Genomic DNA, 12,796 nt, shown 5'->3' with positions numbered 1-12,796 from the left:
CCGTCAAAGCCGAAAACCGCCGCCGGACGGTGCCGGGGCGGTTTTTGCAAGCTTGGCCTGATATCCGCGGTCTCGACGGGCGCGGATCGTCAGTCGATCAATAGCCTTCACGCTCCATGCGCTTGCGCAGCAGCTTGCGGGTGCGACGAACGGCCTCCGCCTTCTCACGCGCGCGCTTCTCCGAGGGCTTCTCGTAGTTGCGCCGCAGCTTCATTTCACGGAAAATCCCCTCGCGCTGCATCTTCTTCTTCAGCGCGCGCAGGGCCTGATCGACGTTGTTGTCACGAACCAGCACTTGCACGGTTTGGTGTCTCTCCAACAGTTGAATTCAAACGCACGATGCGCAAAAGGCACCCGTCCGACTTTGGTCGCGGGTTCTAGCATGCCGGGGAGCCCCTTCTCAAGGACTAAACGGTTGCCGACCGCATCCGTTCCGACAAACCGGTGCGGCGCGGGCTTTGCTTCCGCAGCTTATACACCCATACTGCACCCATGGCCATTCTGAAGATCGCCCGCATGGGGCATCCCGTCCTGCGCCGGGTCGCCGACCCCGTCGAGGACCCGTCCGACCCGGAAATCCAGCGCCTGATCGCCGACATGGCGGAGACCATGGCCGATGCCTCGGGCGCCGGGCTGGCGGCGCCGCAGGTCCATGTGCCGAAACGGATCATCCTGTTCGTGGTGCCGGCTGAGCGCGCGACCCTGGAGGGGGAGGCGGACCGCCCGCGCGGTCTCTCGGTCCTGATCAACCCGGTGATCGAGCCGGTCGGCGCCGGCATGGTGCCGGGCTGGGAAGGCTGCCTGTCCATCCCCGGCCTGCGCGGCATCGTGCCGCGCCACGCCCATATCCGCTACCGCGGCCTGGATGCGGATGGCCGGCCGGTGGAGCGGGAGGCGAGGGGCTTCCATGCCCGCGTCGTCCAGCACGAGCTGGACCATCTCGACGGCGTGCTCTACCTGGACCGGATGCCCGACCTCTCCCTGCTGACCTTCAACGAGGAAATCCGCTACTTTCCCGACGACCTGTCGGAGTTGGCTTTGCGGGGCCGCGACGCCACATCCTTAAGCCAAACCAACGACGGGAACGGGACCCAGGAATGAACGGGGCTGGAATGGAAGAGAACGGGTTCGATCTCGACAAGATCAGGGACGACATCCTCGAGGCGATGCTGCCCAACGTCATCTTCGACGGCTGGAGCAACCAGTCGCTGCGCGACGCGATCGCCATGACCGGCCATGACGCCGGCATGGCGCAGTTGGCTTTCCCCGGCGGCATCCCGCAGATCGTGGAGCATTTCAGCGGCTGGGCCGACCGGCGGATGCTGGAGGAGCTGGACAGGCACGACCTCGCCGCCATGAAGGTGCGCGACCGCATCACCCTGGCGGTCCGGGCCCGGCTCGAGATCCTGGAGCCGCACGAGGAGGCGGTCCGGCGCGCCCTGACCTTCCTGGCCCTGCCGCAGAACACGGCGCTGGGAGGCAGGATCGTCTACCGCACGGTCGACGCCATGTGGTACGCCGCGGGCGACACCTCGACCGACCATAACTATTATACGAAGCGCGCCCTGCTGGCCGCCGTCCTGACCTCGACCACCCTCTACTGGCTCAACGACCAGTCGGACGGCAAGGCCGACACCTGGGCCTTCCTGGACCGCCGGATCGCCGACGTCATGCGGGTCGGGCGGACCACGGGCAGGGTCTCGGGCATCGGAAGCGTGCTTGCCAACCTGCCGTCACCCTTCCGGTTCGCCCGGAACGTTCGCCGCCGGGCGTCCGGCTACTGACGCCTACTCGGCGGCGATCCCGCGGGAGATCGCCGCCAGCGTCTCCCGCAACCCCTCCGCGACGGGCGTGCCGGCGGTGAAGCCGAAGGCCTCCGCCGCCCGGCGCGGATCGCCCAGCGATTCGCGGATGTCGCCGGCGCGGGCGGGGCCGTGGGCGACGCGGGGCTCGATCCCGCCGATGCGCGAGATGATCCTCGCCAACTCAAGCACCGTGGTCGGCCGCCCGGTGCAGACATTGTAGACGGCGCTGCCGTCCGGCTTCCCGTCCATGGCGGCCACCAGGTGCCGGACCACGTCGGAGACATAGACGAAGTCGCGGGTCTGGCCACCGTCTCCGTTCACGGTGATCTCCCGGCGTCCGGCCACCCGGTCGGCGAATATCGCGATCACGCCGGAGTAGGGCGACTTCGGGTCCTGGCGAGGCCCGTAGACATTGAAGAAGCGGAAGCCGGTGGACGGCACGCCGTGGACCCGCCACGCCACCCGGCCGTGAAGCTCGCAGCCCAGCTTGTCCGCTCCGTAGGCCGACAGGGGGGCGGTGGCGTCGGTCTCCGCCAGCGGCGTCTCCGGATTGTCGCCGTAGACCGCCGCCGACGAGGCATAGACCACCGGGACGGGGCCTCCCGGATTGCAGGTCCGGGCGGCGTCGAACACGGCGACGGTGCCGGTCAGGTTGACCCGGTGGGTGCCCAGCCAGTCCTCGTTGCCGCGCTGGACCGAGGCGACGGCCGCCAGGTGGAAGCACCCGTCCACGCCGGCCATGGCGCGGGACACCGCCGCGGCGTCCGCCACGTCGCCGATCGTCAGGTCCACGCCCGGCGGCAGGTTGGACCGCCGTCCCGTCGACAGGTCGTCGAGCACCCGCACCCGGTCGCCCCGCGCGACCAGGGCATCCACCAGATGCGAGCCGATGAAGCCGCAACCGCCGGTTACCAGCCAGAAAGCCATCAGATTCCCCAGGATATGCAAACCAGGGGAAAACGACCCGCCCGCCGCCGGGTTGCCTCGGATGCCGCCGTGCAGAAGCATTGCTTCGAAAGGACGCCCTGCCGGCAAGGCGGCAGCCATCCGGCTGTTGGCGGGTTATAAGGGGACGGAAGCCCCACCCGCCGCCCCGTTTGCCGGAGGAGAGACCATCGTGGAAGAAACCAAAGTCACCGCCGCCCTGCCGACCGCGACCGTCGAGATGACCGTCCGCGAGCATCGGGACGGCGGGTCCGACGTGATGACCATCAGCATCCGGGCCACCCCGTCGTTCCAGTCGTTCGGCGAGGCGTTCCGGCCGGCCGCCCTGATGTGGGCCGACCCGGTCGGGCTGTGGATGCGGATGGCGGCACTGGCATGGCAGCCCTGGCTCGACCTGGCCGGAAGCGCTGCCCGACGGCTGCCGAAGCCGGACGGCCCCGCTACTCGGTGATGGTCTTGCCGGCCTGGGCCTTGTGCGCGGCCAAGGCCATCAGCCGGCGGTCGCGCCAGTCCTGCCGGGCCTGGAGCCGGTCCTCCGACAGCAGCAGCCGGCGCTGGCGCTCGATCCTGCCGGTGGTGTTGTCGTCCCAGGCGCGCGGCTCGGCCTGGCTCTGCGCCATCTCGTAATACATCTGCCCGTACCGCGTGACGTAGTCGACGATACCCCCCGGCGCGTTCAGGTCGATCGTCTCGAACGGTCCCATGAAGGACCAGCGCAGTCCCAGCCCCTCCCGGATGGTCTTGTCCACGTCGTCCACGGTGACCACCCCGTCCTGGACCAGCTTGAAGGCCTCGTTCAGCAGCGCCCCCTGAAGACGGTTGAGCACGAAGCCGGGGATCTCGCGCGTGGTGCGGATCGGCTCCTGCCCAAGGGCCGTCATCAGCGCCTGGGTGCGCAGGACGACCTCCTCGTCGGTCCAGGGAGCGGGGATCAGCTCGACCAGCGGGATCAGGTAGGTCGGATTGACCGGATGGGCCACCAGGCAGCGCGCGCGGCCCTTCAGGTGCTCGGTGAAGCTGGAAGCCGGCAGCCCGGAGGACGAACTCGCGATCGCCGCCTCGGGCTCGGCCAGCCGGTCCAGCTCGGAGAACAGCTCGCGCTTCACCTCCACCTGCTCAAGGACGCATTCCTGCACGTGGCTGGCGCCGCCGATCGCCTCCGCCAGGTCGGAGGTCGGCTCGATCCGCTCCAGCAGGCGGTCCGGCTCGACCGCGATCAGGCCGAAATTGAACAGGTCGCGCAGGTTGCCTTCGATGACCTTCATCGCCAGGGGCAGGGCTTCCGGATTGCTGTCGTAAAGGGCGACCCGGCGGTTGGCTCGGGCGCAAACGATCGCCCAGCCGCGTCCCACCAGTCCGGCGCCGACAACGGCGATCTTGTCCACCATGGCCATGGGGTTTCTCCACTTTCTTCGATATCTAGCGGATCAGTTACGGGAACCTCTTTCCCTCGCCGGAAGGGACCGGGGAAGAGCGTTCGGCAGCGCGACCCTAGGCCCTCGGCTAATCCGAATCGAGTCCGAAACGATCCATATCACATTTATTTCGTTTCTACTTTGAAATGAAGTTGAGGCTATTGCCCGGCCTCCACTTCTCGACCTCGTCCGGTACGTGTCGTCATGGAAGGGTGACCGCGTCCCGGTCATACGACACGGTGGCGCGGCGCGGCACCCGCCAGCACGGCTGCGACATCCGAGACGACGGCCATGCCCATCCGCTCCATCGACTCCGCGGTGGCCGCCCCGATATGCGGCGTGGCGACGAAGTTGGGCAGGCCCAGCAGGGGGTGGTCTCGGGGCGGCGGCTCCTCCACGAAGACGTCCGTCGCCGCTCCGGAGAGGGTGCCGCCGACCAGCGCATCGCGCAGGGCCGTCTCGTCCACGATGCCGCCGCGCGACAGGTTCAGCACCATCGCCTCCGGGCGCATCAGGGATAGCCGGCGCGCATCGATCATCTTCTCGGTGTCGCGGCTCAGCGGAATGTGCAGGGTCAGCACGTCGACGCGGGGCAGCATCTCCTCCAGGGCGGCGCAGCGCTCGGCGCCGGCTTCCCGGAAGGCGTCCTCGGCCGCGAACGGATCGTAGCCCAGGATCGGTGCGCCGAACGCCGACCTGAACAGGGCCGCTGTGCGCCTGCCGATGCTGCCCATCCCGACCACCCCGACGGTCCTCCCGGCCAGTTCCGTCCCGCGGGGCGGCGGCCCGTCCAGGCTTCCGTCGCGCAGCATCCGGTCCAGTTGGGCGATCCGGCGTGCCACGGAAAGCGCCAGGCCGACCGAGAGTTCGGCCACCGCGTTGGCATTGGCCCCGGGCGTGCTGACCACCACCACGCCGCGGTCGCGGGCGGCGTCCAGATCGATGTTGTCGACTCCCACGCCGTGCTTGCCGATCACCTTCAGGCGGGGAGCCGCCGCGATCAACTCGCGCGGGATCCTGCCGGTCCGAACGATCAGGCCATCCGCATCCTCGTGCCACCGCGACCCGGCCGGGTCGCCCGCGTCGATCACGTCGCAACTTTGTCTCAGGGTCGCGATCGCGCTCGACGCGATCGGTTCCAGCACATAGACGAGAGGGCGTTCCACCATGTCAGCTTCGCATACCTGTCTTTTTCGCCCCGCCGTTTGGATGTCGCGATCGGACACCCTTTCGCGCCGGTCGGGAACTTCGTCGTGGCTACCGCGGCCGGATCCTCGGGACGGACCGACGGTAACGGCCCAGGGGCGCGGAGGTTCAGACCCGCTCCGCGAGGGCCCCTGAGCCAGCGCGACAAGTATGGCAGACGGTGGGAAAATCCATTGAAAACGGAAGGACTCAGGCGGGCCTCGACCGGATTTTCCTAGGGGATCTCTTTTTCGAGGTAATCCCTGTCGGTACGGGCGACGACGCTGAACTCGTGGACCGCGTGTTCGCGCCGGTAGCGGACCGTCCTCAGCTCGCCCTCGCGGCATCTCAGGTCTATGCGGTGCGGCACCAGTCCCGTATCGCCGAAGGTCCGCGGCAGTTCGACCACGTCGCCGATCCTGACCACCCCGGCGCCGTGGCCGCCCGGCATCCCGGCGGAGCGGAACCGCAGCGTCAAGGCACCGCCGGCGCCCGGCAGGTCGATCGGGCCGAAGCTGACCGGCGGCGTATGGTCTCCCTCCCCCAGGAGTTCGAGCGGGATCTCGAGGTTGGCGGTGCCGAAGCCGCGGCAGCCCGCCAGGGTGACGGCGACCGGCTGGGCGGAATGAAGATGGGCCGACAGGAAATAGGCCGCCGTGCCCGCCGCCGCGCCGAGCGGGACGAGCAAGGCTGCCGCCATGCCGCGGTTCATGCCGCGTCCGGTGATCCTGCGCATCGGACCGTTCCGCCCGCGGAAGGCCGGGCGCTCAATAGTAGCGGTCCCGGTACGCCCTGTCCCGCATCAGCTGGCCGACGATGGCCTGGAGCTGGGTCTCGCTCGTGTCGGCGACGATGACGTAGCTCTGCTCGCCGTTGCTCCAGTAGCCGACCCGGACGCCCCCGACCTCCGCCATGTGCAGGCCGTCGGTCGGGCCGTCGTCGCGCGGCGACAGGCATATGGTCAGCCGGTGTCCCTCCCTGTCCTCGTAGACGAGGCCGGCCAGGAGATGGTCCATGCCTCCCATCACCTTGCCGCCGACCAGCTTCAGGCCGATGGGCGACAGTTCGGGGATGTCGACCTGCTCGCCCAGGCGGGCGGACAGCAGGCGGGCGAGTTCCGCGCCCGTCGGGCTCGAAGCCCCGACCTGCGGCACCGGCCCTTCGGCGAAGACCAGGTGGGCGCCGGTGGCCTCGACCACGTAGGTCGGCAGGCGGTCCGCGACCACGCGGTGATACAGCTCGTTGGTGGTCCAGCCCGCCGCGACGAGCGCCAGGATCGCCGCCGCCTGCCGCAGCCAGACCAGGGGACGGCGCCGGCCCAGCGACCGCTGGAGCCGGGTGCCGAGCTCGTCGGCCAGTTCCCGGGTGTGCTCGGGATCGGAGTCGTGCGCCGCCTCGGCGGCCCCGATCGCCGTCAGGAGCTTCTGTTCGGCATAGTCGTGCAGCCGCTTCCGGGCATCCGGATCGGACTCGAGCCATGCCAGGACGACGGCTTCCTGCTCCGCGGCCAACTGACCGTCGAGAAAGGCGTGAAGGTCATTCTCGTCGATTTCGATCGTCATTCCGACCCCCCGACCAAGCGAAGCTTCGGCCGCTTGGCCTGATTGAGCATGGAGCGCAGTGCCGCGCGACCGCGGCCGAGCCGCGACATGAACGTGCCGATCGGGACGCCCAGGCGCTTGGCCGCCTCCTCGTATTTCAGCTCCTCCGTGGCGATCAGCGTCACGGCGCGGCGCTGGTCCTCCGGCAGCTGGGAAAGAGCGGCCATGACGTCCTTCACCTCCAGGTGGCGGTGCTGGGCCGGCTCGGTCACCGCCTCGTGGCCGGCGGCCTCGGCATCGGCCTTGACCGCGTTCTCCAGCGTCCGGCGCCGGAGGCCGCTGACATGCACATTGTGCAGGATCCGGAACAGCCACACGCGCAGATCGGCATCGGGCCGGAAGGTGTCGGCCCCGGCGATCGCCTTGGAGAGGCATTCCTGCACCAGGTCCTCCGCCTCGTCCGCGTTGCGGGTGAGCGCGATGGCATAGCGGCGCAGGCTGGCGATATGGGTCGCCATCTCCTCCTTGAGCTTGCCGTGCGGCATGGTCGCTGCCTTCCCGTCAGGCCACGGCCAGGGACGGCATGCGTCGCCCGCCGGTCATCATGCGCTGCAGCTTCTCGATCGCCCGCGCCTCGATCTGCCGCACCCGCTCGCGGCTGATGCCGAACTGGCGCGACAGGTCCTCCAGGGTGAGCGGCTCCTCCGTCAGCCGGCGGGCCGCCAGGATCGAGCGCTCGCGTTCCTGCAACTGTTCCATCGCCCGCTTCAACTGCTTCCTCCTGCGCTCCATCTCCTGGCGCTGGGCCAGCAGTTCTTCCTGCGTCTCCGACGGGTCGACCAGCCAGTCCTGGGCCTGGCCGTCCTCCATGCCGGGCAATGGCAGGTTCAGCGACTGGTCCGGACCCGCCAGCCGGCCGTTCATGCCCGTCACGTCGGCGACCGGAACCTTCAGGGTCTCGGCGAGCTGGCGGGCCTCCTCCGGGCTCAGGTCGCCTTCCTGAAGCAGGTTCATGGCGCTCTTGGCCCGGCGCAGGCTGAAGAACAGCTTCTTCTCCGCCCCGGTGGTGCCCATCCTTACCATCGACCAGGACCGCAGGATATATTCCTGCATGGCCGCGCGGATCCACCACAGGGCATAGGTGGTGAAACGGTAGCCCCGGTCGGGGTCGAAGCCGTTCAGCGCCTGGACCATGCCCATGTTGCCCTCGGCGATCATGTCGGCCATGGGCAGGCCGTAGCCTGCGTAGCCGCGGGCGACCTTGGCGACGAGCCGGAGATGGCTGCCGATCAGCCGTTCGGCGGCTTCCGGACAGCGGCGGTCACGCCAGGCTCGCGCCAGTTCCTGTTCCTCGGCCGCTTCGAGCATTGGATACTCGCGAATCCGGGAAAGATAACGCGTCAGATCTGTCCGGCTTGGCGAAGACTGCATCCAAATGCTCCCGTGTTCTCTGTCTGTCTTTCGGTTGATCGGTTCGATCGGCTGCGTTTTGCCCAATTACGCGGGGCGTTCGGTTTTCATCCCGGCTTTCATGATCATTTCGCAGCGTGGTACGAATCCTCGCCTGCTCCCCCCGCGCCCTCGGCGACCATGGTGCGGACGACGGGGAAATCCGTCGTCCTGCCGCCGCTGCTGACGTACTGGACATGCGCGACGACGTCGTTCCGGCAGTGCAGCAGGATCCGGCGGGGCGGGTCTTCGGGATCGCCGACCTGGACCGGCAGGTGGATCACGTCGTTCACCCGGCTGACGGTCGGCGCGTCTCCCCGCGCGTCCGCGCTGAACCGCAGCTTGACCACGTCGGAGGTTCCCTGGTGGCGGAACGGCCCGAGCCAGACCGGCACCCGATGGGCGGCGCCGGGCTCCGGGGACGCATGCGCGGGATTGAACAGGGGGGCGGGCAGGGAGAAGCTGACCGTCTGTTTCGGAAGGCCGCAGGCGATCTGCGCGACCTCGACCGGCTGGGGCACCGTCCGCCCCGCCAGGAACCCGGCTCCCGCCGGCACGAGGATGGCGACCGCCGCGATCGCGACGATCCGCCCCCTCTTCAAGGTCCACCATTTTCCCTGCCGCACCGCTCTCTCCCGAGGCCACCAGCCCGTTTCGCGACGATTACGCGGGAGGGGGGCGGTTTAATCCGGGGAGCCGGCGCGGCGGCGATTTTTTCCTTGGTCCGCGGCAAAGCCTACGGGAGCCGCGCCGCCGCCTTGACCCCCGCCTGCCGCCTGCCTAAACTCCCGCCATCATGTTGGGCTCGACGCATATGGCCGCCCCGCGGCCCCGGCGAATTAGCAACCCGGTCCTCCGCTGAGGGCCGGGCATTCCGCCTTTTGACGGCGCCATCCAATCATCGCTTCCCCGCCGCCATGGCTGGACGCGGGAGCCTCCGCGATGCTATCGCTCTTCCCTGATTTCACCCGACGTCCGGCCGGTGCCCGCACCAGCCTGCCGACGGCTGCCTGGACCCGATCATGACCCGCGACTATAAATCGACCGTTTTCCTGCCCCGCACCGATTTTCCCATGCGCGCCGGCCTGCCCGCGAAGGAGCCCGAGCTGCTGCGGCGCTGGGCGGAGCAGGGGCTCCATGACCGGCTGCGCGAACAGTCGGCCGGCCGGGAGAAATTCATCCTCCATGACGGCCCGCCCTATGCCAACGGCAACATCCATGTCGGGCACGCGGTCAACAAGATCCTGAAGGACGTGGTCAGCCGGTCGCAGCAGATGCTCGGCAAGGACTCGGTCTATGTGCCGGGCTGGGACTGCCACGGCCTGCCGATCGAGTGGAAGATCGAGGAGAAGTACCGGGCGGCCGGCCAGGACAAGGACCAGGTCCCGATCCTCCGGTTCCGGGCGGAGTGCCGGCAGTTCGCCCAGGAATGGGTCGACATCCAGGCGGAGGAGTTCCAGCGCCTGGGCGTGCTGGGCGACTGGTCGCACCCCTACATGACCATGACCTTCCCGGCCGAGGCGACGATCGTCCGGGAGATCCACAAGTTCCTGATGAACGGCGGGCTCTACAAGGGCGCCAAGCCTGTCATGTGGTCGGTGGTCGAGAAGACCGCCCTGGCCGAGGCCGAGGTGGAGTACCACGACCATACCTCGACCACGGTCTGGGTGCGGTTCCCGGTCTCGGCCGCGGCCACGCCGGAACTGGACGACGCCTCCGTGGTGATCTGGACCACCACGCCCTGGACGCTGCCGGGCAACCGTGCGATCGGCTACGGCCCCGACATGGAATACGGCGTGTTCAAGGTGGCCGCCGTCGCCGAGGGCAGCGGCGCCAGGGTCGGGGAGCGGCTAGTGGTCGCCACCGCGCTGGCCGACGACCTCGCGAAGACGGCCGGCATCACCGAATGGCGCCAGCTCTACACTCTCCCCGGCGCCCGGCTGGCCGACACCCGCTGCGCCCATCCGCTGCACGGCCAGGGCTACGACTTCCCGGTGCCGCTGCTGCCGGGCGACTTCGTCACGGCGGATGCCGGCACCGGCTTCGTCCACATCGCCCCCGGCCACGGCGAGGACGACTTCGACCTGGGCCGGAAGCACGGCATCCAGGTGCCGCAGACGGTGGACGACGACGGCACCTACTATCCGCACGTGCCGCTGTTCGCCGGCAAGCGGGTCTATACGCCCGCGGGCAAGCCGGGCGATGCGAACGGCGCCGTGATCTCGGCCATCGCCCATGCCGGCGGCCTGCTGGCCAAGGGCAAGCTGGTCCACAGCTATCCCCATTCCTGGCGCTCGAAGGCTCCGCTGATCTTCCGCACCACCCCCCAATGGTTCATCTCCATGGAGACGAACGGGCTGAGGCAGGTCGCGCTGAAGGCGATCGACGACACGCGCTGGGTGCCGACGCAGGGGCGCAACCGCATCGCGTCGATGATCGAGAACCGGCCGGACTGGTGCATCAGCCGCCAGCGCGCCTGGGGCGTGCCGATCGCGCTGTTCATCGACAAGAAGACCGGCGAGCCGCTGAAGGACCAGGCCGTCCTCGACCGCATCGCCGACACCTTCCAGACGGAGGGCTCGGACGCCTGGTTCGCCCGCGACCCGCAGTTCTTCCTGGGCGACGCCTACGCGGCGGCCGACTACGACCAGGTGTTCGACATCGTGGACGTCTGGTTCGAATCCGGTTCGACCCACAGCTTCGTGCTGGAGGCGCGGCCCGACCTGCAATGGCCGGCCTCGCTCTATCTGGAAGGCTCGGACCAGCATCGCGGCTGGTTCCACTCCTCCCTGCTGGAGAGCTGCGGCACCCGCGGCCGGGCGCCCTACGACGCGGTGCTGACCCACGGCTTCGTGCTCGACGAGCAGGGCCGAAAGATGTCGAAGTCGCTGAAGAACGTGACCGCCCCGCAGGAGGTGGTGGACAAGTACGGCGCCGACATCCTGCGCCTGTGGGTCGTCGGCTCCGACTATTCGGAAGACCTGCGCATCGGGCCGGAGATCCTGAAGTTCCAGGCCGACCTGTACCGGCGCCTCCGCAACACGCTGCGCTACCTGCTGGGGGCGCTCGCCGACTTCTCGGAGGAGGAGCGGATCGACGTGTCCGAGATGCCGGAGCTGGAGCGCTGGGTGCTCCACCGGCTGACCGAGCTGGACGAGACCGTCCGCCAGGGCATCCACGACTACGACTTCCACAGCCTGTTCACGGCGCTGCATAACTTCTGCGCGGTGGACCTGTCGGCCTTCTACTTCGACGTGCGCAAGGACAGCCTCTACTGCGACCGGCCCGATTCGGTCCGGCGGCGGTCGGTGCGGACCGTCCTGGACCAGCTTTTCTCGTGCCTGACCGCGTGGCTCGCCCCGGTGCTGTGCTTCACCACGGAGGAAGCCTGGCTCAGCCGCCACGGCGGCGACGGTCCGGTGCCGAGCGTCCATTTGCGTACGTTCGTCGACATCCCCCGGGAGTGGTCGGCCCCCGGTCTGGCCGAGAAGTGGGAGGTGGTCCGCGACGTCCGCCGGGTGGTCACCGGCGCCCTCGAGCTGGAGCGGGCGAACAAGCGCATCGGCTCGTCGCTGCAATCGGCCCCGGTCGTGACCGTCACGCCGGAACTGCACGCGGCGCTGGAAGGCGTCGACCTCGCGGAGGTCGCGATCACCTCGGCGATCCGCGTGGTCGACGGCCCGGTCCCCGACGGCGCCTTCACGCTGGAGGACGTGCCGGGGGTCGGGGTCATCCCCGAACCGGCGGCGGGCGACAAGTGCGAGCGCTGCTGGAGGGTCCTGCCGGAGGTGGGGACCGATGCCGCCCATCCGACCCTGTGCCACCGCTGCGCCGACGCGGTGGAACACATGCCCGAGGCCGCGGAATGACCGACCAGACCCGTGGCGAGGCCGGCCGGATGGCGCGTCCCCGATCGATGATCCGTCTCGGCCTCATCATCGCCGTTTTCGTGATGATCCTGGACCAGGCGTCGAAGTGGTGGATGCTCGAGATCGTCGGGATGGCGCATGATCCCCGCGTGATCGAGGTCACCTCCTACTTCAATCTGGTCATGGCATGGAACAGGGGTGTAAGTTTCAGCCTGTTCTGGCATGAGGCGGAGTTCATGCCCTACGTGCTATCTGCGGTTGCGCTTGGCATCGTGGGCTTCCTTCTCTCATGGCTGCGCCGGGCGGACCGTCCGTTCCTTGCCGTGTGCATCGGCATGGTGATCGGCGGTGCGATCGGCAACGTGATCGACCGGTTGAGGTTCGGCGCGGTGGCGGACTTCCTGGACTTCCATGTCCTGGGATACCACTGGCCGGCATTCAACGTGGCCGACACGGGAATATCGGTCGGCGTCATCCTGATCGTGCTCGACAGCCTGTTCGGAGGCGGGGGGGACCACTCCCGGCCGGAGAAGGACGATCGGGACAGGGCCTGAAGACAACGCGAGCTGGATAAAGAGAAAACGGCA

14 protein-coding genes are annotated in these 12,796 nt (G+C 68.6%); 5 read left to right on the top strand and 9 right to left on the bottom strand.

The genetic code is table 11. The features are described from left to right. Positions 1 to 97: 97 nt before the first annotated feature. Positions 98 to 301 carry a 30S ribosomal protein S21 gene (gene rpsU, locus IGS68_RS20420; protein ID WP_012974546.1) on the bottom strand — a complete coding sequence of 68 codons (204 nt, stop codon included), beginning with the start codon at positions 299 to 301 and terminating at the stop codon, positions 98 to 100. A gap of 191 nt (positions 302 to 492) precedes the next feature. Here rpsU and def point away from each other — a divergent pair, with 191 nt between their 5' ends. Together def and IGS68_RS20410 are read left to right on the top strand one after the other, a co-directional pair. Then, positions 493 to 1,101: a peptide deformylase gene (def, locus tag IGS68_RS20415; protein ID WP_201073172.1), complete on the top strand. Its 609-nt coding sequence runs from the start codon at positions 493 to 495 to the stop codon at positions 1,099 to 1,101. Continuing rightward, positions 1,098 to 1,784: a COQ9 family protein gene (locus IGS68_RS20410; protein WP_247880998.1), complete on the top strand. Its 687-nt coding sequence runs from the start codon at positions 1,098 to 1,100 to the stop codon at positions 1,782 to 1,784. Before def ends, IGS68_RS20410 begins: the two co-directional genes overlap by 4 nt. Positions 1,785 to 1,787: 3 nt before the next feature. Here the strand turns inward: IGS68_RS20410 and IGS68_RS20405 are convergent, their stop codons facing one another. Continuing rightward, positions 1,788 to 2,732, bottom strand: a complete 945-nt coding sequence (locus IGS68_RS20405; protein WP_201073162.1) for an NAD-dependent epimerase/dehydratase family protein — start codon at positions 2,730 to 2,732, stop codon at positions 1,788 to 1,790. Between the two features lie 190 nt (positions 2,733 to 2,922). On the opposite strand from IGS68_RS20405, the gene IGS68_RS20400 reads away from it, so the two are divergent. Further along, a complete protein-coding gene (locus IGS68_RS20400; protein ID WP_201073155.1) occupies positions 2,923 to 3,201 on the top strand; it encodes a hypothetical protein in 279 nt (92 codons plus the stop codon). Here IGS68_RS20400 and IGS68_RS20395 read toward each other — a convergent pair. The 7 genes from IGS68_RS20395 to IGS68_RS20365 all read right to left on the bottom strand — a co-directional run bounded on the left by IGS68_RS20395 (position 3,191) and on the right by IGS68_RS20365 (position 8,942). Beyond that, positions 3,191 to 4,144 carry a 3-hydroxyacyl-CoA dehydrogenase gene (locus IGS68_RS20395; protein WP_247880997.1) on the bottom strand — a complete coding sequence of 318 codons (954 nt, stop codon included), beginning with the start codon at positions 4,142 to 4,144 and terminating at the stop codon, positions 3,191 to 3,193. The two genes, IGS68_RS20400 and IGS68_RS20395, sit on opposite strands and share 11 nt — an antisense overlap. 248 nt (positions 4,145 to 4,392) lie before the next feature. Further along, entirely contained in the window at positions 4,393 to 5,334 is a 942-nt protein-coding gene (locus tag IGS68_RS20390; RefSeq protein ID WP_201073153.1) for a hydroxyacid dehydrogenase, read from the bottom strand. A gap of 251 nt (positions 5,335 to 5,585) precedes the next feature. Then, positions 5,586 to 6,086 carry a hypothetical protein gene (locus IGS68_RS20385; protein ID WP_201073151.1) on the bottom strand — a complete coding sequence of 167 codons (501 nt, stop codon included), beginning with the start codon at positions 6,084 to 6,086 and terminating at the stop codon, positions 5,586 to 5,588. A gap of 31 nt (positions 6,087 to 6,117) precedes the next feature. After that, positions 6,118 to 6,912: an anti-sigma factor family protein gene (locus IGS68_RS20380; RefSeq protein ID WP_201073149.1), complete on the bottom strand. Its 795-nt coding sequence runs from the start codon at positions 6,910 to 6,912 to the stop codon at positions 6,118 to 6,120. After that, positions 6,909 to 7,436 (bottom strand): sigma-70 family RNA polymerase sigma factor, encoded by a 528-nt coding sequence (locus IGS68_RS20375; RefSeq protein WP_201073147.1) that lies wholly within the window; start codon positions 7,434 to 7,436, stop codon positions 6,909 to 6,911. Before IGS68_RS20375 ends, IGS68_RS20380 begins: the two co-directional genes overlap by 4 nt. Before the next feature lie 16 nt (positions 7,437 to 7,452). After that, positions 7,453 to 8,259 (bottom strand): RNA polymerase factor sigma-32, encoded by an 807-nt coding sequence (locus IGS68_RS20370; protein ID WP_247880996.1) that lies wholly within the window; start codon positions 8,257 to 8,259, stop codon positions 7,453 to 7,455. Between the two features lie 167 nt (positions 8,260 to 8,426). Beyond that, the gene (locus tag IGS68_RS20365; RefSeq protein ID WP_201073137.1) at positions 8,427 to 8,942 is read right to left on the bottom strand and encodes a hypothetical protein; all 516 of its coding nucleotides are present in this window, start codon (positions 8,940 to 8,942) and stop codon (positions 8,427 to 8,429) included. A 420-nt stretch (positions 8,943 to 9,362) separates the two neighbouring features. On the opposite strand from IGS68_RS20365, the gene ileS reads away from it, so the two are divergent. Then, entirely contained in the window at positions 9,363 to 12,209 is a 2,847-nt protein-coding gene (ileS, locus tag IGS68_RS20360) for an isoleucine--tRNA ligase (RefSeq protein ID WP_201073135.1), read from the top strand. Beyond that, positions 12,206 to 12,763, top strand: coding sequence for a signal peptidase II (gene lspA / locus IGS68_RS20355; RefSeq protein ID WP_247880995.1), 558 nt, complete (start codon positions 12,206 to 12,208; stop codon positions 12,761 to 12,763). Before ileS ends, lspA begins: the two co-directional genes overlap by 4 nt. The last annotated feature ends 33 nt before the right edge of the window (positions 12,764 to 12,796 follow it).

The organism is Skermanella sp. TT6 (genome assembly GCF_016653635.2).
Taxonomy (GTDB): domain Bacteria; phylum Pseudomonadota; class Alphaproteobacteria; order Azospirillales; family Azospirillaceae; genus Skermanella; species Skermanella cutis.
Note: the sequence above shows the minus strand (reverse complement) of the source record. Positions and strands in the feature narration are given on the sequence as shown.